The sequence below is a fragment of the Jejuia sp. G7-7 genome, assembly GCF_055808955.1.
The window spans coordinates 232,334-253,973 of the sequence record NZ_JBVVSZ010000001.1 but is presented as its reverse complement, the minus strand read 5'-3'; the positions used below and the strand labels follow the sequence as shown (position 1 = coordinate 253,973).

The following is a 21,640-nucleotide window of genomic DNA, read 5'->3' as shown; positions in this document are numbered from 1 at the left end:
ATAAAACATCAAATATTTGATTTACAAATCAAAACTAGAAACAAACACGTTCAATCTTAAATAATCTATATTAAAATATCAAAGTAAAACATTTAAAAAACGTCTTTAGAATATGTACTCTTTGGGCATTTAATAATTTCTAATTAATAATAAACCTCTAAAATTTTTGCTTTGTTAGACAGAAGTAAAACATCATTTATTGAAGCGGGTAACAATAATGTTTCTCCATAATTCAGATTATAACTTTTGCCATTTGAAGCAATAGCCAAACTACCTTCTACACAGATATAAATAATAAAAGAGTCTATTCTTCTGTAATCCTTTTTAATAGTATCACCAATATCTATAATGTTTGTTTTAAAAAACTGAGAATGAACCAGTTTATTTGACTTATTTTTTACCAAGCTATATGACGTTTTATAATTATCATACACATTATAATCAATAACATCTATAGCTAAATCATTATGCAACTCTCTTTTAGAACCTGTTTTACTATCTACTCTGTCATAATCATAGATGCGATAAGTTACATCAGATGTTTGTTGAATCTCAGCTAATAACACTCCAGCTCCAATAGCATGAACACGTCCAGTTGGTATATAAAAAGTATCTCCTTTATCTACCTTTTCATGATGCATCACATTTAAAACTGTACTATCCTCTAAATGTTTTTTATAATCAATTTTATTAATTTCCTCATCAAAACCTACAATTAATTCAGCATCTTTATCTGCCTGAATAACATACCACATTTCATTTTTACCAAAAGAATTATGTCTTTCTTTAGCTATTTTATTACTAGGATGTACCTGAATAGATAATGGCGTATTAGCATCAATAAATTTTATTAGTAAAGGAAAATCCTCTCCAAATTTTTCATATACATTATCTCCAACAAACCTTCCTTTGAATTTTTTAATTAATTCTTTTAAAGTCAATCCCTTTAAATCACCATTTTTAACTACTGTTTCATCGCCAGATACATTAGATATCTCCCAAGATTCACCTATAGAATCTTCATTATATCTTTTGCCTAACTCTGTTCTTAATTTTTCGCCACCCCAAATCCTATACTTAAAAAGTGGTATAAATTTTAATGGGTATAGTTGACTATCCATATATCTATTTAAATTTTCTTTAACTGTACACTTAACGATTAATTATTTCAAACAGGCTTATAAATAAACAAAGTTTGTTACTCTATCCATAGTGTTAATGAGTTATTATCAAATTATTTAATGATAATAACTCATACAAGGTTTTTCATGCTTTAATTAAAAAAGAAACCTTATCAAAGCTTTTTATCTAACAAAACAATTTATTCCCATAGAATAACCATTGTTTCATCGGAATGAATGAAAATGTCTTTTTTTGATTCAATTTTTCCAGACATATTTGAAAATAAAAGCTTTGGTTTTAGCTTTTTGTCTTTCAGCACTAAACAGACTGTTTGATTTTCAGTAGATTTATTTACCACTATACTAATGTATTTATCATCAGAAATTAATGTTTTCATTAACATTTTAGGTGAATGGTTTTTAAATTTAACAGGTTCCAAATCAAAAGAAATTTCTTTTCTTAACCAATTTACCATAGGCAAATAATCGTCTACTATTCTACTTCCTAAACCAATAAGAGATGGTACCCAAACAACTTCTCCTTTTCCGAATTTATTTCTTGAAGCAATTACTTTATCTTTATTCCTACTTATAGACTCTCCATTATTTTCTAAAATAGTTCCTTGCCAGAGATGGGCTTTTATATTCTCTTCCTCTAGCTTTACATTAAAAATATCATCAATAGCTTTAAACTCGTTAATATTTCCTCCAAATAAATTCTCCCATGGAAAATCTATTTTCATAATACTTTGTAAGTTTTCATCATAAAATCCGGTAAGTCCATCTACTATTAACTTTCCTCCTTTTGAAACAAAATACTCCAAATCTTTAACCCTTTTGGTAGGTAATAATATTTGATTTGATAAAATAATTGTTTCATTAGAAAAATCACTTTTTTGAAAATTAAACTCATTTAATGACTTGAAATTCGCACTAATTCCTAGTTCACTAAGTGCTTCAAAATAACCCAATGCAGATTTAATTACTGCTCCAGAATTTCTTCCTTCATAACTAGGTATAGATGGCGTTGATATTATTGATTCTGCCCACAGAGATTCATGTGTATAAACAATACTAATATTAGAATTAGCCTTTTTGCGTTCTTGAATAAAGTTGCATTTTCATTTATTGTTTTTGCCACGTTTCCAGATGCTAATAAGCGGTCTGAGGGTTTATTTTGAAAATCGAGCATTGCCCATTCTCCTGATTCTAAACCTGAAGATCTTGCATTTAATGACCAAAATATAGCCCCTTTAGCTTCTGCACCGACTGTAACCCATAACCATTGTGTAATTTCTTTTGAAGTAGGACAAAAAGGAGTACGCCCACTATGTATATTATTACCTCCTTGTATCTCTGTCATTATCCATGGTAAATCACCTGATCCAGAATATATAATTTCACTATTAGCTGACATTGCCAAAGCATATTTATCTCTAGTAAAATAGCTAAAATGCCAACTTGGATGCGCCGATCCCCCTAAACTGTTTAAAAATTTCCTCCATGCAGGAAAATCATATTCTGCAATATTGCTAAAAATATCATGATTATTTACATGCAAATGATGTTCTGTATCATACTTCTTTATCTCTGTGGCTATCCAATTAAGAAACCATGTATTATAATACATTAAAAATTCCTGATCACTTAAACTCATAAGTACAGGGTAACCGTTTTCAGAATAATCTTCAATAGGATTTTCTTTTAACCACTCTTTATACTTTTTCTTAGCATAGGGATTATCTGGTATAGAATATGCTCCTGGTTCATTAATGAGCACCCAACCATACAAACTACTAAATTTCTTAAAATGAACTACAAGATGTTCTATGAAATCAGCAATTCTTTCTTCATGTTCATCATCCCAAGGAAATTTAAACCCTCCAATATCCGCATTCTTAGTTTTAGGGAAAATTGTTGCTAATATTTTAACATCATATTTATCTGCAGCTACAAAAGCTTTATCAAACAAAGAAAAATCCCAAGTCCCATCTGCTTTTTTCATATAAGATTCAAACATTCTTATACGGCATAATGGCATGTTGTTCTCCTTAAGTGTTTTAAACCATAAATCAATTTCTTCTTCTGTTTGACCAGGCTCAATAAATACTTGAGCACCAATAAGAGGAACGCTTTCTTTATCTATTTGCGAATAAATATTTCCAATTGTAAGATTAAATAAAAGAAAAAGGTAAAAGCATTTACTAAAACCCTTAATTAAATATATATACAACAGATTTTTCATGTTTATTTCAAATGATATTATAAAAATTAATTGGCAAAAACAATAACGTTTCAATTATTTAACAAAATGAAACACCATAACTTTAGTTATACTTTACTACTATTTAAAGGCAAGAATTTACATTAGATAATTTAGATTACTACAATCCAATTCTTACATACCCTCTTTAGATAAGAGTGCATCAGTATTTATCTTAACCTGAGTGGTAACTAAATTGTCATTAAACTCATATCTAGTGGTATTTGTGATTGTAACAGGTAGTGAATAATTAGTACTTCTATTATCCTTTAGAAATTCTAAATCAACTTCTAACAAGAAAGTTACATCTCTCTGACCACTCAATGAATTTACAGAATTAGGCAGGTCATACGCACTTGAAGGGAGTAGTGTGGTACTGTCTAGCGCGTCAACACCTACTTCTACTGAAACAGAATATGGATCTAAGCTTATCAAGCCTGAGCGATAAATACCTAAAAATATTTCTACTGTATTATTTTCGATATTAATTTTATAATTATTGTTTGTTAAACTAGCCAATCCATCATTGGGTACAACATAAGGATTATAATTAGCTTGAGGCATATATATTTTAGCAAAACCATATTCCTTATCAGCATCAGATTCCTCACAAGATGACAATAAAAAGAATGCCGTTAAGAGGAGTAAGTATTTAATATTTTTCATGTCTTATATTTTTTTCAATTCTAAAATTAAAATATTTTTTATTATTCGGTTTTACCAACCAGGATTTTGAGTAATTACTCCTCCATCGCTTTTTACAATTTCTTCTTCTGGTATAGGATAAAGATTCATCTTTGGAGCCAAGAAAACTCTTTTAGATACTTCAAAAATTTCATAATTAAAGCCTCCTAATCCATTTTCAATATTTCTCACGCCATATATAGGTTGATTTAGAATATCCCCAGCATCTTTCCATCTTTTTAAATCCCAATAGCGATGGTCTTCAAAAGCCAATTCAATGCGCCTTTCTTGTTTTATAGCTGCTCTAAAACTTGCTTTATCCATAACTGTAACAGCAGGCATTCCTACACCTGATCTGCTTCTTATCATATTTAAAGCCTCTCTTGCAGTCATACTAAAACCATGACTATCATCTGGTCCATAAGCTTCATTCATTGCTTCAGCAAAATTTAAAAGAATTTCACCATAACGAAATAATATCCAACTTCTAATTTGACTAGCATCATTACTAAGATTCAAATTAGGATTCAAAAACTTTTTCAAATAATATCCTGTTGTGGATGCATTTAGATTTTCAGGGTCATCAACACCTCCTCTGTAAATAGACAACGTTCTACCATTCCAAGAATCTCCATTTTTTAAAATAGTAGCATAAAAACGAGGATCTAAATTCTCATAAGGGTCAGTTGTAATTGAACCTTTATGCTCATAAGCGTCAACTAAATTTTGGGAAGGAACAATTCCTGATTCTCCTCCTTGTGTTCCAATAGGGTAATTTCTTCTTTCTAAATCATTGTTTTGACCTAAACGAAATGTCCAAATACTTTCAGGACTTATGTTTGTTGTATTAGTAATAAACAAACCTTGATAATTATTATGTAAACTATATATTCCTAAATCAATAACATCATGAGCGGCTTCTGCAGCATCTTCCCATTTCTGAAGAGAGTTTGAAGGGTTAAACAATGGACTCGCAGCATATAGTAATGCTCTTGACTTAACTGATAGCGCAGCACCCTTTGTAATTCTTCCTGATCTTGAGTCTAAACCATCAGCTGACCAATCTACTGTCAATCCATCAGACACTTCATCAATTAAAGATACTATCTCAGCAATTACGGCCTCAAAATCTTCTCTAGGAACATCTAATTCATCTCCTGTTAAATCAATATTATCTATCAATGGAACACCTCCATATCTCTTTGCTAATTCTAAATAATAATAAGCTTTCAACGCACTTGCTTCTAATCTAAAAAGTTCAACATCACGAACATCTTGATTATAAGCATCTATTCCAGAAGCATCTAACGTATCTCTTCCTCTTGCCAGTATTTCACGATAATTCTCTGATTCTTTTAAATAAAAATTAATGTTATAAACACCATTATAATTTCTATTATATTGATTATCTGGATTATAGAACTGATTCCAGCTTCCATCATTAAATCGTTGGGTTGCCGAAACAGCAGAAACTAATTCTGCTTCATCTGTAACAGCTGCCAATAAGTTACCATCTATTGCTGAAAACCCATTTGGAATATTAGAATACATACTGTATCCAAAATCTATCATTTGGTTATACCTAGTTTCAAGTGTCTCGTCCGTAAGAAGTAAATCATATCTTGATTCATTATCACATCCCAAGAATGTTAAAGAAATCGTGAATAAGAATACTAAGCTTTTGTATAATTTTTTCATGTTATTTTTTTAAAATGTTACTGCTAATTCAAAATTATAAGACTTCATAGCTGGGTAGCCAGATAATGCAGCGGGATCTATATCAAGTTCTCTTTTTAATTTACTGAAATTAAAAAGATTAACGCCTATTAATGATAATCTTATATTTGAAGCTCCAATTCCTTCAGAAATACTGGAATTAAAAGTATAACCTACTTCTAAATTTCTAAGTCTAAAATAATCTGCATCCTTAATCCAAAGTGTTGAATTACGATAATTATTGTTATTATCATCTAAGGACAGTCTAGGATAAGTAGCTGAAGCTCTTGTGTCAATACCTTGAGAAGGATAGTATGCCCAACGGTTTTCTGCTATACCGAATACATTTCCATTATCTCTAAAGGCTAAATTTTGTATTGGAGCATTCAATAAATTAATTTCACTTCCTTGAGTTCCTTCAAATAACATAAAAAAGTCAAACCCCTTATAGTTCATTCCAAATGATAATGAATACATTAAATTGGGGATTCCTGAACTTCCTATTACAGTTTGATCCAAATTATCTATAACTGCATCTCCATTTAAATCTTTATATTTAACATCTCCAGCTTGTATTTCTCCAAATGTTGGTTGAGCAAAATTCTGCTTCAAGCTGCCATCACTTTCAAAATCATTAATACTATAAAAACCTTCGGCTTCATATCCTAATACAGATCCTATTGAGTTTCCAGTTATTGCAGCATTAGGTACTGTTACAATTTCTGCCATATAATCAATTTTATTCTCATTGAAAGAAGTAGAAGATTGGACAAAATAGTTAAAATCCCCAATATTATCTTTCCACGTAGCTTGAAACTCAGCCCCTTTATTTGTAACTCTTCCTATATTTTCATATGCAAGATTGTTAACTCCTGAACTAGCAGGAATAGAAAAATCTTGAGATAATATATCAGAGCGTTTTTCTAAAAACAAATCAACACTTAATGACAATTTACCTAATAACTGAGCATCAACCCCTAAATCATATTTCATGCTTTTTTCTCCAAAAATTGATTTATTTTCAAGGTTGGTTAAAATTAATCCACTCCTGTAAGATGGCTCTCCATTTCCTAAATTTATCCCCCCTGATAACCATAATAATTTCTCCATAAAAAACGTTGTTCTCTTAGAGGATCCCATCCATTTTTACCAACGGAACCTCTTACTTTTAAATAATTTAACGATTTATAATTCTTTAAAAAAGACTCATTAGACACTACCCATCCTAAGCCCAAAGCGGGGTAAAAACCCCATTTATTACCAGGAGCATAGTTATCAGATTTACTAGCTGCAAAAGTAAATTTTGCAATAAATCTATCATCATAAGAATAATCAGCTCCTCCACTAATATTTGTGAAGTTGTATTTAATTTGTCTACCTGCATTACCATTAGTAGAAAAATCCGTATTGTACTGATTGAATAAAATATTTGCAGATGTAGATATCACATGACGATTAAATGTGTTATCATAACCTATTGTACCTGTATAATGTTGCCAGTTCCATTGATTTTCTCCATCATTTTCCGAACGAAAATATGGAGTATCATCATCTGTTGTTTGTTGTACACCATTTAGGATTCTTGCATAGTTTCTTGTATTTCCTGCACCATCCCTAGTCCAACTACTTAATGATAAAGCTTGAGAAATATACAATCCTTTAGTCAGAAAGTCCAAGCGCTCTTTTAATTGAAAGTTAGCCTGTAAAGTTCTATCATGAGTAGATATTCTACCAAGAGCATTTATAGAAGCTACTGGGTTATTGTTATATATTGGAGTACCTGTCCAACTTCCATCTTCATTCCTTACTGGATAAACTAAACTTGGATATTTAGATATTTCGTTAAACAAATTTTGCGAAGACCTGTTTGGATAGACACGTTCTTCTATTCTTCCTCCTATATCAACTTTTGCCTCTATAAAATTGAGCAAATTTACATCTAAATTTGCTCTAATATTATATCTTTTTATACCAGCGTTTGCTAAAGTATCATTTGTTGTTACATTATATAAACCTCTTTGTTCTACATATCCTGCATTAACAAAATAACGAGCTGTTTTGTCACCTCCTCTTAAAGATACATCAGCGTCAACAAAAGTAGTGTTATCTCTTAAAACTTCATCAAACCAATCAACATTAGGTAAAGACTCAGCATCAGCTTCTGAATAAAATGGTGTCCAAACATTTCCATTATCATTACTTCTTGCCTCGTTATATAGCTGAGTATATCTCTCAGTACCTAGTGGCTTATTTAAATCAACAGGAGTTTGTAGACCTCCTCTTGCATTTATCTTTATCGTTGGCTTTCCAATTTGCCCTCTTTTTGTTGTCACCCAAATAATCCCATTTGCTCCTCTTAATCCAAAAGGTGCAAGAGAGGCTGCATCTTTTAGAATTTCTATATTTTCAATTTCCGAAGACGACATATATTGAAAAAAGCTATTATCCGTTTGAAAACCATCGACAAAAACAGGTAAATCATTATTATTATATGTAGATAAACCTCGAACATTTAAAAATGCTGCATCATAACCTGGCTCCCCATTTGATTGCAAAACATATAACCCTGAAATACGTCCAAATAACATATTATTAATATTTGCTGAAGGTAAAGAAATCTCATCGCCAGAAACTAAAGCTTTCTGTGATACTGAAAGTTCTTTTTTTATTTTCATGGAGGTTCCTGCTATACCATTTTTAACAATCTCAGGTTTTACTTTGACGATAGTAGTTAAGGAATCAATATCATTTTGCCCTAAAAGTGTTATAGTATTGCTCAAAAGCAGGAACAAAAAAACAACACTTATTCTAAGTACTCTATTTTTACAGTTTATCATTTTAGTTGTCTAGTTTTATTTTAAATTGACTTTTAATATCCTGGATTTTGAACTATGACACCCTTATTTATTTCATTTAAATCAAAAGGTGAAAGGCTCATTTTTTCATCCCAAGCATAATTAGCTACGAAAGAAGCCTTTCTAGTATATTGATCAAACTCTTCAGGTTTTAAAGGATTCCAAGTTACATTAGAAGGCTTGGTAAATTCAAATCTATATGCATTACCTCCTACCATTCTTGCTCCATCTTTCCAATGTCTAGCATGAGGATAATGTTGGTTTTCAGAATAAAATTCTACCGCCCATTCTCTTTTAATACTTTCTCTTAAGGTATTTTGATCTGTTGCTGTTTCAAGAGGGATTCCTCCTCTATCTCGAACAATATTTAAATAATTTAATGCATCAGTAGACTCACCTAATTCATTATAAGCTTCGGCAATATTTAAATAAAACTCTGGCATACGATAAATAGGAAATTCAAACCACTCTCTACTACCAGCTTCATACCAATATTTAACGTTTTTTGCTACACCATCTTGGAATTTCCATTCTAACCTCCAGTTTTGAAATACATCATACCTTTCATTTCCTGTATTATTTTTGGGATTTAAACCATAGAAAAATAAAGAAGCTTTTGCACGTGGTTCAAGTTCTTCAGACTTATCTCTATACTCACTTGCAGATTCAAATTCATTAACATCAACCCAAATTTGATCAGTACCATCTTCTTTTCGATATTGAGACAGTTGTTTAAAACTTGTTCCTCTATATTGATCTATATAGTCTCCATTATTAAATGGCATTGGAGAATAATTTTTAAATATACCATTAACATTATATCCAGTAAACTGTTGTTTGTAAGCCAAAAGTGTTTCTCTATTTGAAGGTGTTCCTACTGCATTACCATAATCTGCTAGAGGATTATTAGTATCAATAATTTGAAAACCATTAGCATTGCACCACTCAATAACTTCTTTATTTGCCTCAATTGCTGTTCTCCATCTTTGATCATCTTTATTCCCTAACCAAATCAACAAGTCATTTGAAGAATCGTCCATAGACATATATGGAGATGAAGCATTAAATAATGGCCTAGCTGCATAAGTTAAAGTCTCAGCCTTAACAGCCAAAGCAACTCCTTTATTAACTCTTCCTGTCCATTCGCTACTCCATTGCGCTCCATCTAATCCAATAGCAGCGTTATCACACAATTCAACAATAAAATCAACTGTTTCTTGAACTGTTGCTCTTCCCTCAATACCAGATTCAAGTAATACTTTATCAACTAAAGGAACTCCGCCATATCTTTTTAACATTTCTAAATATCTAAAAGCAACTAAAGCTTGCATCTCAGCTTTCACTATATCTTTTTGATTATTAGTCATATCCTTCACTTTATCTATATTCTCATATACTTGCCACGCTTTACGAATATATTCATAGTTGTAAGGGTAATAATCATCCGAATATCCTGCTCCGTTATTCTGATTATTTGCGATCATACCAGATGAACACAACTTGTCCATGTAAGCCCAACTTATTCTACACAAATCTTCACCTCCCATAATTGCTTCAGTTGACTCATAAGGCAAGTACGGAGCATTCCAGCTGTGTACAGGTAACCCTGAAGATAATATTGATCCATATACTTCCGATATGGCTCCTTCTGCATTTCGCGAAGTACTAAAAACCTCATCAAGATCTAAACCTGTTGTTTCAGGCTTCTCTATAAAATCATCTTCACAAGAAAGTAAGCTAAATGAAATTATAACTACTAAAAGACTGTTTATTAACTTTTTCATTTTTTATATTTTATATTTTAAAATTCAATATTAAAACCAAAATTGTAAATACTTGTAATTGGATATATAACCCCCTCAGAAGTACGGTTGTTCTGAACTATCTCAGGATCAATACCTTCAATTAATTCATCTTTAGTCCAAGTATATAGATTGTTTGCATTAAAATATACTCTAACAGACTGGAGAAATGAATTTTTAAAAAACTTATCTTTATCAAAAGTATAAGCTAGTTCTACATTTTTTAATTTTACATGGTCTGTAGAACGATGCCAAAAAGAATTGTTTTCTGCATTTTGACTGCTTTTTTGATTTAATGATAATCTTGGATAAGATATTTCTTCTCCAGCAGCATATCTTTCTGGTGTCCACCTATTCTTCATATAAGAAAGAGGAGTTCCATAACCTCCTGCAAAAGGTGAAGTTAAATAACCATTATTCATCCAAAATGTACCTTGTGCACTACCTGTGAATAAAGCCGATAATTGAAAGTTTTTATAGTTAACTCCAAAATTCGCACTAAATATGACACGAGGTACATTTGAATATTGTGTTGGCGTATAATCAACATCCGTGATTTGACCATCACCGTCTACATCTACAATCCTTAGATCACCACCTTGAACTCTATTTCCATCAATTTGATTTAAAGGATGGTTAGCAACTTCCTGAGGTGTATTATAAAATCCTTCATTTTGAAACGATTTATATTGTCCAAATGAAAACCCAGAAATCCCCATCCATGGAAAAGGAAAAGTTGGTTCTGCCGCAAAATCAATTTTATTTACAGCATATGACATTTGCCCACCAATGTTATAAGAAAAATTATCATTAACCCGATCATTCCAATCTAACTGAAGCTCATAACCCTTATTAGTCATTTTACCAACATTCACAGGCGGCAATGCATCACTACCTATACCAAAAGTAGCAGGAACAGTCCCCAAAGTTGTTAAGATATTATCCCTATTTTCTTTAAAGAAATCAGCCGTAAGTGACAATCTGTTACTAAACAAACGACACTCAAAAGCTATATTATAAGATACTTTTCTCTCCCATGTAACATTTGGGTTACCCACAGAACTTTCAAATCTTCCAGGGAAATAAGGGTTAGTAACAGTTCCATCAGTATTTCCGAAAAAATAACCTTCAGTAGGGTTACCACTTGGATTCCCTCTTGCTCCCCATGTTCCAGGTAAAAACAAAAAGCGATTTCCGCCTATTTGACTATTACCTGTTTCACCATAAGAACCCCTTATCTTTAACCAAGTAACTATATCATTTTCAGGAAAAAATGATTCATTAGAAACTACCCAACCTGCAGAAACTGCTGGGAAAAAACCAAAACGCTTCCCTGGAGCAAAATTTTCAGAACCATTATACCCCATATTAAACTCAGCTAAGTAACGTTGATCATAATCATAAGTTACACGACCAACTAAACCATAGAAACCTCTTGGAACATTGTATCTTAAATTTGCAGCTGTAAACCTTTCTGCTGTAAGTATACTCATAGCAGTTACATTATGTTTTCCAAATGTTCTATTAAATTCTAAGCCTCCTTCAAGATAAAATTTCCTATTCTTAGACCAAGCATCCTCAACTAAGACGTTTGGACTTTCTTGACCTCCAAAAAACAATAATTCAGCTGGATTATCAGGATCTCTAGCAACAGTATAAGTAGGAATACTAGGAGCTAACCGAGTAGTCTTAGAAAAAAATTGATCATAAGACAATGCACCTCTAAGAGAAAATCCTTTTAACAAATAATCCATTTTATGTTTTATCCTAAAGGAGGTATTCAAATTACTTTGATTTATTGTAGCTCTCTGCTTATTTAAAATACTTTCCATAGGTCCTGGGAGCCCTTTTTACAGCGAGGGGGTTTCCTCCTGCAAATCCTGAAATCAATTTTCCATCATAAATTCCTTGCCCTCCAAATGGAGTTCCTTCATAAATAAGTAAAACTAAATCACGATATCGAGTATCATCCAACCCTCCAGAACGATTTGTTATAGTATTTGTATTTCTAATCTGACCTGAGAGTGAAATATTTATTTCCGTATTCTTAATCATCTTCAAATCAAGATTTGTTCTAAAGCTATTACGCTGACTTCCGGAATTCACAGCCGCTTCAGAAAAACCAAAATCATTCGTGAGACTCTTTTGATCCATAAAGAGAAAGATGTATAATAACTTACACCTTCAGTACCTCCAGACAAATCAACACTATATTGTTGCAGAGGCGCTAATTGATCCTTAAAAAGTCTTTCCAAATAAGGTGTACTACCATAATAAAGTGCTGGACTTTCCAATAAAGCATCTCTTTGATTTTGTGTAAGATTTACCATATCTGCAACTTCCTGAGGTGTAAAATCTCTATTATTCTGAAATTTCCATAATTCATCTTCGGTAAAAATTTGGTTACTACCTACTATTCCATCATTAGCAAAAGCTTCATTTCTCATCAAAGCATAATCATAAGAATTTACCATTTCAGTTATGGCTACGGGTGTTGTTATTCCATAATTAGACTTAACAGAAACTCTTAAAGGACCTTTTTTTCCTCTTTTTGTAGTTACTATAATAACTCCGTTTGCACCACGAACACCAAATACTGCTGTTGACGAGGCGTCTTTCAAAACAGTTACGCTTTTCACATCCGCAGGCGATAAATTATTAAACGATGCTTGATCTCTAATAATTCCATCAATAACTATTAACGGATTCTGGTCCCCTGTATATGTTCCAACACCACGAATACGAATTGTTGCTTGATCAAAACCAGCTTCTCCACTTTGATTTGATGCCGAGACACCAGCCACCCTTCCCACTAAGGAATTTGACACATCAGCTGCAGGAGACCTCATTATCAATTTGTCCGAAACCTGACCTATAGCACCAGTTACTGTCTCCTTTTTTGAGCACTATATCCAACGACTACGACTTCATCTAAAGACTCTAAGTCCTCAGAAAGAGTGATATCTATTTTTATTTGACTTCCAACAATAATATTCATTTTCTTCATACCCATGTACGAAAACACTAATTCTGATTTAGAAGAAGCAACTTCAATAGTATAACCTCCGTCAAAATCAGTTTGAGCTCCATTTGAAGTGTTTTTTTCAACAACAGCTACTCCTGGCAATGGTACACCATTAGAATCAACAACAACCCCAGTTACAACAATAGGTGATTGTTGATAAAATGAACTAGCACTAATATTATTACTGTAAACAAAAAAGACAACCGTAGTTAATACAAATTTTCGAACTGTTTTCAACATAATCAGATTTTCAAAATCCAAACAATTCCATATGGATTTTAAAGACAATTGTTTTTTCATAGACTTATATATTTCAAAATAATTAATATCATTTTTCAAAAGTACTAAAACGTTTTAGCAAAAAAATGAAACAATATATTTTTTAGCAAAAAAATGTCATATCACCATTATCACTACATTCATTTTGTATTATTATCAAATTATTAGTAAGAAATTTAATCATTTGAAATAATATTAATTTAAAGTAACCACTAGTGAGAGATTAGACGTGAAACCAATAAATAGTATTCAGTCTATATTAATTGTATCATTAAAAACAAAAAAGCGTCTTACACCACCATAGTGTAAGACGCACAACTAATAAACTAAACTAATAAAAAAAATCTTTGTGTTTTTGCTTAAAACTATAAAGCTAATTTGTTTTCATATACCCTAAGTACTTCTTAATGAGAGTAGAAAATTTTGAAACTAAAGTAATATTAATCATTTACTACATCGTAGAATGGCAAAAATTGATTCTCCGCCCACCAAATTAATTTATCCCCCTCTATCAAAGAACTTGAAACATCTTCAGCTACCTCCTTCATTGTATCTGATGAACCAGGAATTTTATAAAACTCTGACCACCAAATTGGTTTATCTTTGGATTCTGGTAATGATTTAAAGAAAACTGTTAAAGGTGCAAAATCACCTACCTCAAATTCACCGTCTAAACAAACAGCATCAAAACCATTAGCATTTTTCATCCAATAGCGCATAGCATCAACATCTCGACTATCTATAATTACACCATTATATGATTTTCCAAAACTGTTACCTCTGTTACGCAAAGCCATATATCCTCCTCCAATCAAAATATCTGATCTAACTTCTCTAATAGCGTTGTACATTTTATTATAAAATGCTGTATATGCTTCATAATCCCATCTGTTTTTAGATGAATCCCAATACCCTTTAAACTCGTTCCAGACTTGAACATACTTTACTTGAGGTCTGTCTTCTAATAATTTTTTTATTCTTGAAACATAAAGATCTTCATGCTCTAGCGCTACTCGTTCCTCAACATCCCATGGCACGCCAGAAGTTCTCATGTTTGACGGTGCAGATGCTAGTGTAAGCATTACATCTTGCCCATTATCATTAGCTCTTTGTATTCTAGAATCAAGAATAGCGCCACCATCATATTCTCTATTTTGCCCAGAACCAACTCCATCTGGAAAAGCCCATAAAGTTCCCCAACCATATATGTGGATATTAGCAAAATCCGCTCCCTGTTCTTTCTTAACAAAAACATCTCCATGTGTCCAAGAAAAGCCTAATTGCGGGAACGTTTTTGGCTCTTCCTTTTCAGGTTCTTTTTCAGCAGGCTTAGAATCTTCTTTACTGCAAGATTGTATTATTGTAAAGGACAATAAGAATAACACTAATAACGTTTTAGATTTCATTTTCTTTTTTTTAACAATTAATTTATATGAACTACTTAAAAATCAAAAAAGTTTTAACTTTTATAGATTAACTTCAGATTTCAACGTATTTACCCAATAACCATATATTGCTATACCAATGAAGCATAATGCAGGAAGCATAAAAGAAAAATTAACTTCTGATACACCAGCTATTTTAATGTCGTCTACTCCAACGCCTCCTAAGTCAATAATAATTCCTTGTATTTTTGGCATTAAAGCCCCTCCTACAATTGCCATTACTAGACCTGCAGCACCAATTTTAGACTCCTCCTCATTTAACCCTTGTAAAGCAATTCCATAAATAGTTGGAAACATTATGGATAGGCAAAAGAAATACCCACTAAAGAATATAAACCAACAATACCATGAATAAAAATAGTACCGAATGAAAAAAGTACAGCCAAAATAGCATAAGACATTAATAGTTTACCAGAATTAATAAATCGTAATAAATATGTTCCTAAAATTCTACCTATTAAAAATATTATGAATGCAAAAAACTGAAAATTAGCAGCCATATCGTTATCAATATTGATAGCTTCAGCGTATTGATAAATGTAGGTCCAACACATAATTTGCGCCCCAACATCTAAAACTTGTGAAACTACTCCAAAGAGATATTTCTTATTCTTACTAAGGGTTTTAAAAGTATCCAATAAAGAAAATTCTCCTCCATCCCCTTTAGCTTGAGGCATTTTATTTATGGCTATAACCAAAAAAACAAACAAAACCACAATACCAAGAATTACATAGGGATTTCTGATTACTAGCAAATCAGCTGTTTTTATCATTACTTTTTTAGCCTCACTTAGTTTGCTAAAATCAGTAATATCATCAGATTGTAATTTTCGTAATACAAAATATTGAGCAACTAACAAACCTGCCAATAAACCAAGTGGATTAAATGCCTGAGCCAAATTAAGACGTCTTGTTGCTGTTCTTTTATCCCCCATAGCTAATATGTATGGATTGGCAGTTGTTTCCAAAAAAGCAAGCCCAAATGTCAAAACATATAAACCTAAACAAAAAAACCAAAAATGTCCTGTTGTTGCTGCTGGGTAGAACAAAAGGGCTCCTAAAGCATATAAGGCAAGACCAATTAAAATTCCTGTTTTATAAGAATACTTCCTAACAAATAGTGCTGCTGGCAGAGCCATGCAAAAATAACCACCATAAAATGCCATTTGAACCCAAACAGCTTGTGAATTTGATAGCTCTAAAACTTTTTTAAACACCTGTACCATAGGGTCAGTAACAGCATTAGCAAAACCCCATAATGCAAATAATGAAGTAATCAATATGAAAGGTAATATTACCTTTTTATTAACAACTGGTATTTTCTTATATATATTCATTATCTTTTATAATTATATCTTGTTTTCCACAAAGACCTCGATTTAATATAATGGTAAGTCATTTTCAATCTTTCTCCAGAACATCTCATTATACAAATACGCTGCTCCTACTATATTTGTTTCTTCTGTACTATCTGCTATTATTACTTCGATATCAATATTTAAATCTCTCAAACGCATTTTTACCTTATCTAAAAACAAATGATTTGCTTTAGCAATACTACCACCAATAATCAATTTTTTAGCATCAAAGCTCTTAAGGTACGGTGTTAAAAAACTGCATAAATTGGTAGAAAACTCCTCGAACAACTGAACACATAAATCTTTATCCCCAAACATAATATCTTTAACTCCGTTCATTATTACCCCACCGCTATACTCGTTATACTTAGATATAAACCATCGAGTAGAAAAATAATCATCAGCAATTCCATTAGCAAATAACTTATCCCACAAACAACCTTCTTCAGGAACACAACTATCATTAACAACTGGGATTCCATTGTTTAAAAAAGCAGCTCCGAACCCAGTACCTAATGTTAAAGCCACTACTCTAAAAATTCTTTTATCACAATCCTGTAACATCCCACCAACCCCAAATGCTGTAGCATCATTTAAAAACCTAATCGAAACATTATCTACTGATAAACATTCTAATAAACTTTCCTTTACATTAACTTGATTAAGATTTTCATATTTATCATTACCTTTAAACAAGCCTATTCCATCTCTATAATTAAATGGGCCAGGAATAGCAATACCAATTTTCAAAACTTGTAGGGCACCTACACTAGTGATAGTTTGACTAGTGATAGTTTGATTAATTACACTTCCCCATGCTTCTAAAATTACGTTTTTCTCATCCTTATTATTTAACTTTTTATAAAAATACGACCCCCTTACTATTGTTAAAGCCTCCAAATCTACAGCAGCACTAGCAACGTGGCTACCTCCAACATCTACTCCAATTACTATTGACATTTAATCAAAATATAAATTATTTTGACGCTAAACTACTAAAACGTTTTAGCAAAAACAAATCTATTATTAATATATATACATATTTAAATAAAAAAGCTCCTTAAAAGAATACAAATCAAAAAAGCTAAACATTAATATTATTGTTTAGCTTTAAATCCTTTAATAAACTCTATCAGATATTTAGGATCAGACAAAAATGATAATATGTTTGCCTCAATATTAAATAATTTAATGAAAGTTAAATTTTCTCTTTATAGCCCTTCCATTATTACAGCATTAAATTCTCCAGAAGAATGTCTTAGCTTTTTTAATTCTTTATAATCTTCAGAATCATACCATTTGTTTGCTTGTTCTAAACTCGGAAATTTAATCATTACCAAAAATTGAGGGTTCCAATTCCCTTCAATATTTCTTAGTTGATCATCAGCAACCATATATTCCCCACCAAATTTCACTACTACAGGGAATACTTTTTCTTTATAAACTTCAAGTTTTATTGAATCAGTAATTTTAACATTTTGAAATAGACAATACGCTGGTTTCATTTTAATTTGTTTGAAAGAAGTTAGAAATGTAATCCCTCCGATACATAGAAATAAGCAAAAGGAAATAATAATTAGTTTTTTGTTCATAATACTAGTTTTAATATTTGAACAAAAATAATATTGAACAATCTTTTAAAAAATAAGAAATCTCAAGAAATAATTTGTTTTTCAGCTCTCACAACACTCAAATGTTCGGGTGTAACTCCTAAATAATTAGCGATATCTTTTAGTGGAATACGTCGATAAAAATAAGGGTAAGCTTTTACAAAATTTTCATATCTTGTTTTAGTGTTTAATGTTTGACTTTGCAAAATTCTGTCTTGATGGTTTATTAAAGCGTTTTCCATTTGTAATCTACAGAATCTTTCAAATTTTGGAATACGCTTATAAAGCTCTTCCATTTTCGGTTTTGAAATTTGGAATACCTCGGTTTCTTCTAAGGCATCAATATATAATTGAGCAGGAGTTCCTTGGACATAACTTTTTAAATCGCCTATCCACCAATTAGCTACAGCTAATTGAATGATATGGATTCCATTATCGTTTTGATAATAAGACCTTAGACAGCCTGAGTTTACAAAAGTTACAGTTTTACAAATCTGGTTTTCTCTTAAAAGGAAATCTTTTTTCGAGATTGTTTTTTTCTGTATTAAAGAAACAAGAAAAACACGTTCTTCATTATTAAGTTGAATGTGGCGGTTTACATTCTGTAAAATATTTTCATATTGAGTCAAATTAATCAATTGTAAAAATTTTGCTATTTGTAATAATAAAAAACTATATTAGAACTTGAGTTTACTGTCTTCTACGTAAATTTAGTTTGTGTAGTTGCTACATTCATTTTCAACTCCTTATGCGGTCTTATCCTCCTTCAAAAGCCTCAAATAGACTAGCTCATTACTTTTACCATTTTTGGTTGAGAAGACTCTCTCACTTTAAGCTCTCCACTTAAAATAACTTTTCTATTTGGTTGTTTATTGTTCGAATCCTTTAAAAGATCAAACATAATAGTCATGACTTCTTTTGCTATAGAATCTATAGGTTGAGAAATAGCAGTAATAGAAGGGTTATAAATACTAAAAAAATCATTATCATCAAATGACATAATACCAATTTTATTAATCATCTCAGGAAAATTATCTTTTATAACCCTTAAGCCATCTTTAGCAAGATAATTAGTAGCAAAAAATAGAGCATCTAAATTTGATGTCTTTAAAAGCTCTTTAATTTTAATCTTTGCTAAATCAGAGTTCCTTTCTTTATAAGATAAACTTAATATATTTGGTTTCAAATTATGCTTAAATAATGCTTTATTATAACCATCTTTCCTATTAATCATTTGAATTTGCTCAACATCAGTAGTTATAAAAGCAATATTTTTGAAATTATTTTCAATCAAATGCTTTGTTCCTTTAAAAGCTAAGTCTTTGTTATTAATTAATACATAGTTAGCATCTAAGTCAGGAAAGAATCGATCACAGAGCACTAAGGGGATATTTTCTTTTTGTAACGATGCGATTTTATTTTCAATTCCGGGTGATGGAACAATAATATACCCATCTATTTGCCTTTCTCTAAAAAGATCTATCAATTCAATAGATTTTTCATCTTCATTCTCATTACTGCAAAATAAAATCTTATACCCTTTCTCATAAGCTATAGTTTCAATATGCTTTGCTAATTTGGAAAAGAAATAATTAGATATATCTTCCATCATGCATACGATGATTTTTGATTTACCTGTACGAAGGCTTTGCGCCAGTTGATTTGGACGATACCCTATTAATTCTATATAGTCTGTGATTTTTTTGAAACAGCTTTTGATATCCTCTTTTCTTTTGCTTTACCATTTAAAACAAATGAAACTGTTGTTACAGAAACCCCTAGAGCTTCAGCTATCCCTTTTATTGAATTTCGTTTATTCTTCATTTAACTTTTAAAGTTAATAATATTTATTATTAACAACTAATTTACTTTATTACTAATTTAAAATTTGAATGATTTTACCAAATAAACGAAAAAATTTCGAAGAGACTATAATAATAAAGTTTTATGAATATTGTTTACAGTTTCCCTAGAGCTCATCAAGTATAGCAGGGATTAATTCTTGAAGGAATACATTATTAAAATATCTACCACTACAATTCGTTGTGATGCTTATTGAAATATTGTTTTTACGATTATAAATAACCATAGATTGATATTTTAAAGTACCCCCAAAATGACCAATATACTCCTGGCTATTATAGGTTAATTTCATAATTCCATGGCCGTATTCAGAAAGCGTACCTTTTCCAATTGGAATAGTCATTGGCTCCATTGCTATCCATTTTTCTATCTGTTCTATTGTACTCGGTTTTAAAATAGACTTATCGCTATATAGTTTCGTTAAAAACTCATCAAGTGTTTTTGTATCTGCGTATGCACCTGCATCAAAACCGTAATATTCTCTCCAAGATGAAACATCTGAACTTGCCTCTTCTGTTTGTCCAAAAAAAGCTTGTAAACCATTTTCGTCAATTCCTATTTTTATATTAGGAAGGTTATAGCTCTCATAGAATTCATTGAAGAATACTTTATAAGTTTTATCTGTAATAACTTCAACGATTTTTTGAAGAAAAAGGTAATTGGTATTACTATATGAAAAACTACCACTATTTTCTATTGCCTTATTAACAAGCAACATTTTTTCCTCGAAAGTTTTTGGTGCATTGTTATTCATTACGCTCGTTATCCAGTCGTTATTTTTAGTATAATCAAATAAACCACTTGTATGATTTAATAAATTTTTAACAGTCAAATTTTCTATTCCTACTATCGTTTGAGTAAAGTTTAAATAGTCTGTAACTTTATCATCAATTTTAATTTTCTCATCCTCTATAAGTTTGAAAATTAATACCGCAGAAAGGAATTTAGTTGTACTACCAATTCCATAAATATTTTGTTTTTTAACTTCTTTGTGATTATAGTTAAAATCTATATAATCTTTTTCTGTTTTGATTGTAAGTTGTAATGACGGGATATTTTTGTCTTTAGCAATCTTGATAACTTTCTTCTCAATTTTATTTGAAAAATTATTAGTCTCAACTGTTTCTTTTTCACAAGAAGTGATTAAAAATAGTTGGCTAATTAATATAATTAAATATGTTATCATTTTATTGGGATTCATTTTTTTAAAATTATTTGCTATCACACATAAAAGTATTTCATATCAAATAAAATACTATTGATAAATCTTTTAGTTATTAGTATTTCGTGAAGACTCTCTTACAATGAGTTCTCCATCTAAGATTACTTTTCTATTTGGGATTTTTTTTCGATCTGATTTTTTTAAAAGATTTAACATTATACTCATAACTTCATTAGCTATTTCTTCTATGGGCTGAGAAACAGCAGTAATTGAAGGGTTACATATCCAGAAAAAATCATTATCATCAAACGATACAATTCCTAAATTATTAACCTTCTCAGGAAAACTTTCCTTTATAACCCCTAAACCATCCTTAGTAATAAAATTTGTAGCAAATAAAATTGCGTCTATTTCATTCTTTTTAAAAACTTAGTAATCTTATCCTTGGACAATCCCT

General features: G+C 30.9%; 20 protein-coding genes and 1 pseudogene. All 21 read right to left on the bottom strand.

The annotated features are described in order from the left end of the window. Positions 1-143: 143 nt before the first annotated feature. The 21 genes and pseudogenes from AC0L5U_RS01290 to AC0L5U_RS01190 all read right to left on the bottom strand — a co-directional run bounded on the left by AC0L5U_RS01290 (position 144) and on the right by AC0L5U_RS01190 (position 21,453). Positions 144-1,121, bottom strand: coding sequence for a type I phosphomannose isomerase catalytic subunit (locus AC0L5U_RS01290; protein WP_473414262.1), 978 nt, complete (start codon positions 1,119-1,121; stop codon positions 144-146). Positions 1,122-1,321: 200 nt separating this feature from the next. Beyond that, positions 1,322-2,140 (bottom strand): beta-galactosidase trimerization domain-containing protein, encoded by an 819-nt coding sequence (locus tag AC0L5U_RS01285; protein WP_473416137.1) that lies wholly within the window; start codon positions 2,138-2,140, stop codon positions 1,322-1,324. 14 nt (positions 2,141-2,154) lie between these two features. Continuing rightward, the gene (locus AC0L5U_RS01280) at positions 2,155-3,366 is read right to left on the bottom strand and encodes a hypothetical protein (RefSeq protein WP_473414260.1); all 1,212 of its coding nucleotides are present in this window, start codon (positions 3,364-3,366) and stop codon (positions 2,155-2,157) included. A gap of 153 nt (positions 3,367-3,519) precedes the next feature. Continuing rightward, complete coding sequence (locus tag AC0L5U_RS01275; RefSeq protein WP_473414258.1) at positions 3,520-4,050, bottom strand: BT_3987 domain-containing protein; 531 nt, start codon at positions 4,048-4,050, stop codon at positions 3,520-3,522. A gap of 51 nt (positions 4,051-4,101) precedes the next feature. Beyond that, positions 4,102-5,766: a RagB/SusD family nutrient uptake outer membrane protein gene (locus AC0L5U_RS01270; RefSeq protein WP_473414255.1), complete on the bottom strand. Its 1,665-nt coding sequence runs from the start codon at positions 5,764-5,766 to the stop codon at positions 4,102-4,104. A gap of 9 nt (positions 5,767-5,775) precedes the next feature. Continuing rightward, on the bottom strand, positions 5,776-6,894 hold the full coding sequence (locus AC0L5U_RS01265; protein ID WP_473414253.1) for a hypothetical protein: 1,119 nt from the start codon (positions 6,892-6,894) through the stop codon (positions 5,776-5,778). Further along, on the bottom strand, positions 6,861-8,621 hold the full coding sequence (locus AC0L5U_RS01260; protein ID WP_473414250.1) for a TonB-dependent receptor plug domain-containing protein: 1,761 nt from the start codon (positions 8,619-8,621) through the stop codon (positions 6,861-6,863). The genes AC0L5U_RS01265 and AC0L5U_RS01260 overlap by 34 nt, the downstream gene beginning before the upstream one ends. A 32-nt stretch (positions 8,622-8,653) precedes the next feature. Continuing rightward, the gene (locus AC0L5U_RS01255; protein ID WP_473414247.1) at positions 8,654-10,423 is read right to left on the bottom strand and encodes a RagB/SusD family nutrient uptake outer membrane protein; all 1,770 of its coding nucleotides are present in this window, start codon (positions 10,421-10,423) and stop codon (positions 8,654-8,656) included. 17 nt (positions 10,424-10,440) lie between these two features. Next, positions 10,441-12,273, bottom strand: a complete 1,833-nt coding sequence (locus AC0L5U_RS01250; protein WP_473414245.1) for a SusC/RagA family TonB-linked outer membrane protein — start codon at positions 12,271-12,273, stop codon at positions 10,441-10,443. Beyond that, positions 12,254-12,496, bottom strand: a complete 243-nt coding sequence (locus tag AC0L5U_RS01245; protein WP_473414243.1) for a hypothetical protein — start codon at positions 12,494-12,496, stop codon at positions 12,254-12,256. Before AC0L5U_RS01245 ends, AC0L5U_RS01250 begins: the two co-directional genes overlap by 20 nt. 47 nt (positions 12,497-12,543) lie before the next feature. After that, positions 12,544-13,290 (bottom strand): TonB-dependent receptor plug domain-containing protein, encoded by a 747-nt coding sequence (locus tag AC0L5U_RS01240; protein ID WP_473414240.1) that lies wholly within the window; start codon positions 13,288-13,290, stop codon positions 12,544-12,546. 35 nt (positions 13,291-13,325) lie between these two features. Beyond that, the gene (locus AC0L5U_RS01235) at positions 13,326-13,766 is read right to left on the bottom strand and encodes a carboxypeptidase-like regulatory domain-containing protein (RefSeq protein ID WP_473414239.1); all 441 of its coding nucleotides are present in this window, start codon (positions 13,764-13,766) and stop codon (positions 13,326-13,328) included. Positions 13,767-14,185: 419 nt separating this feature from the next. Next, positions 14,186-15,151: a hypothetical protein gene (locus tag AC0L5U_RS01230; protein WP_473414235.1), complete on the bottom strand. Its 966-nt coding sequence runs from the start codon at positions 15,149-15,151 to the stop codon at positions 14,186-14,188. Between the two features lie 60 nt (positions 15,152-15,211). After that, positions 15,212-16,527: pseudogene (fucP, locus tag AC0L5U_RS01225) on the bottom strand (L-fucose:H+ symporter permease). A 42-nt stretch (positions 16,528-16,569) separates the two neighbouring features. Further along, complete coding sequence (locus AC0L5U_RS01220) at positions 16,570-17,508, bottom strand: ROK family protein (RefSeq protein WP_473414234.1); 939 nt, start codon at positions 17,506-17,508, stop codon at positions 16,570-16,572. Between the two features lie 251 nt (positions 17,509-17,759). Then, positions 17,760-18,053: a DUF1330 domain-containing protein gene (locus AC0L5U_RS01215; protein WP_473414232.1), complete on the bottom strand. Its 294-nt coding sequence runs from the start codon at positions 18,051-18,053 to the stop codon at positions 17,760-17,762. Between the two features lie 149 nt (positions 18,054-18,202). Continuing rightward, positions 18,203-18,796 (bottom strand): Crp/Fnr family transcriptional regulator, encoded by a 594-nt coding sequence (locus AC0L5U_RS01210; protein ID WP_473414230.1) that lies wholly within the window; start codon positions 18,794-18,796, stop codon positions 18,203-18,205. 146 nt (positions 18,797-18,942) lie between these two features. Further along, positions 18,943-19,770: a substrate-binding domain-containing protein gene (locus tag AC0L5U_RS01205; protein WP_473414227.1), complete on the bottom strand. Its 828-nt coding sequence runs from the start codon at positions 19,768-19,770 to the stop codon at positions 18,943-18,945. A 71-nt stretch (positions 19,771-19,841) separates the two neighbouring features. Continuing rightward, positions 19,842-19,982 (bottom strand): LacI family DNA-binding transcriptional regulator, encoded by a 141-nt coding sequence (locus tag AC0L5U_RS01200; protein WP_473414226.1) that lies wholly within the window; start codon positions 19,980-19,982, stop codon positions 19,842-19,844. A 145-nt stretch (positions 19,983-20,127) separates the two neighbouring features. Continuing rightward, on the bottom strand, positions 20,128-21,246 hold the full coding sequence (locus AC0L5U_RS01195; protein ID WP_473414225.1) for a serine hydrolase domain-containing protein: 1,119 nt from the start codon (positions 21,244-21,246) through the stop codon (positions 20,128-20,130). A 45-nt stretch (positions 21,247-21,291) separates the two neighbouring features. Continuing rightward, entirely contained in the window at positions 21,292-21,453 is a 162-nt protein-coding gene (locus AC0L5U_RS01190; RefSeq protein WP_473416136.1) for a hypothetical protein, read from the bottom strand. Between the last annotated feature and the right edge of the window lie 187 nt (positions 21,454-21,640).

Bases quoted from the DNA above. Each gene is read 5' to 3' on its own strand.
- AC0L5U_RS01220 (WP_473414234.1), bottom strand. From the start codon at position 17,508: ATGTCAATAGTAATTGGAGTAGATGTTGGAGGTAGCCACGTTGCTAGT.
- AC0L5U_RS01270 (WP_473414255.1), bottom strand. From the start codon at position 5,766: ATGAAAAAATTATACAAAAGCTTAGTATTCTTATTCACGATTTCTTTA.
- AC0L5U_RS01290 (WP_473414262.1), bottom strand. From the start codon at position 1,121: ATGGATAGTCAACTATACCCATTAAAATTTATACCACTTTTTAAGTAT.
- AC0L5U_RS01235 (WP_473414239.1), bottom strand. From the start codon at position 13,766: ATGAAAAAACAATTGTCTTTAAAATCCATATGGAATTGTTTGGATTTT.
- AC0L5U_RS01255 (WP_473414247.1), bottom strand. From the start codon at position 10,423: ATGAAAAAGTTAATAAACAGTCTTTTAGTAGTTATAATTTCATTTAGC.
- AC0L5U_RS01280 (WP_473414260.1), bottom strand. From the start codon at position 3,366: ATGAAAAATCTGTTGTATATATATTTAATTAAGGGTTTTAGTAAATGC.
- AC0L5U_RS01215 (WP_473414232.1), bottom strand. From the start codon at position 18,053: ATGAAACCAGCGTATTGTCTATTTCAAAATGTTAAAATTACTGATTCA.
- AC0L5U_RS01275 (WP_473414258.1), bottom strand. From the start codon at position 4,050: ATGAAAAATATTAAATACTTACTCCTCTTAACGGCATTCTTTTTATTG.
- AC0L5U_RS01205 (WP_473414227.1), bottom strand. From the start codon at position 19,770: ATGATGGAAGATATATCTAATTATTTCTTTTCCAAATTAGCAAAGCAT.
- AC0L5U_RS01230 (WP_473414235.1), bottom strand. From the start codon at position 15,151: ATGAAATCTAAAACGTTATTAGTGTTATTCTTATTGTCCTTTACAATA.
- AC0L5U_RS01245 (WP_473414243.1), bottom strand. From the start codon at position 12,496: ATGATTAAGAATACGGAAATAAATATTTCACTCTCAGGTCAGATTAGA.
- AC0L5U_RS01265 (WP_473414253.1), bottom strand. From the start codon at position 6,894: ATGGAGAAATTATTATGGTTATCAGGGGGGATAAATTTAGGAAATGGA.
- AC0L5U_RS01240 (WP_473414240.1), bottom strand. From the start codon at position 13,290: ATGAGGTCTCCTGCAGCTGATGTGTCAAATTCCTTAGTGGGAAGGGTG.
- AC0L5U_RS01250 (WP_473414245.1), bottom strand. From the start codon at position 12,273: ATGGAAAGTATTTTAAATAAGCAGAGAGCTACAATAAATCAAAGTAAT.
- AC0L5U_RS01200 (WP_473414226.1), bottom strand. From the start codon at position 19,982: ATGAAGAATAAACGAAATTCAATAAAAGGGATAGCTGAAGCTCTAGGG.
- AC0L5U_RS01260 (WP_473414250.1), bottom strand. From the start codon at position 8,621: ATGATAAACTGTAAAAATAGAGTACTTAGAATAAGTGTTGTTTTTTTG.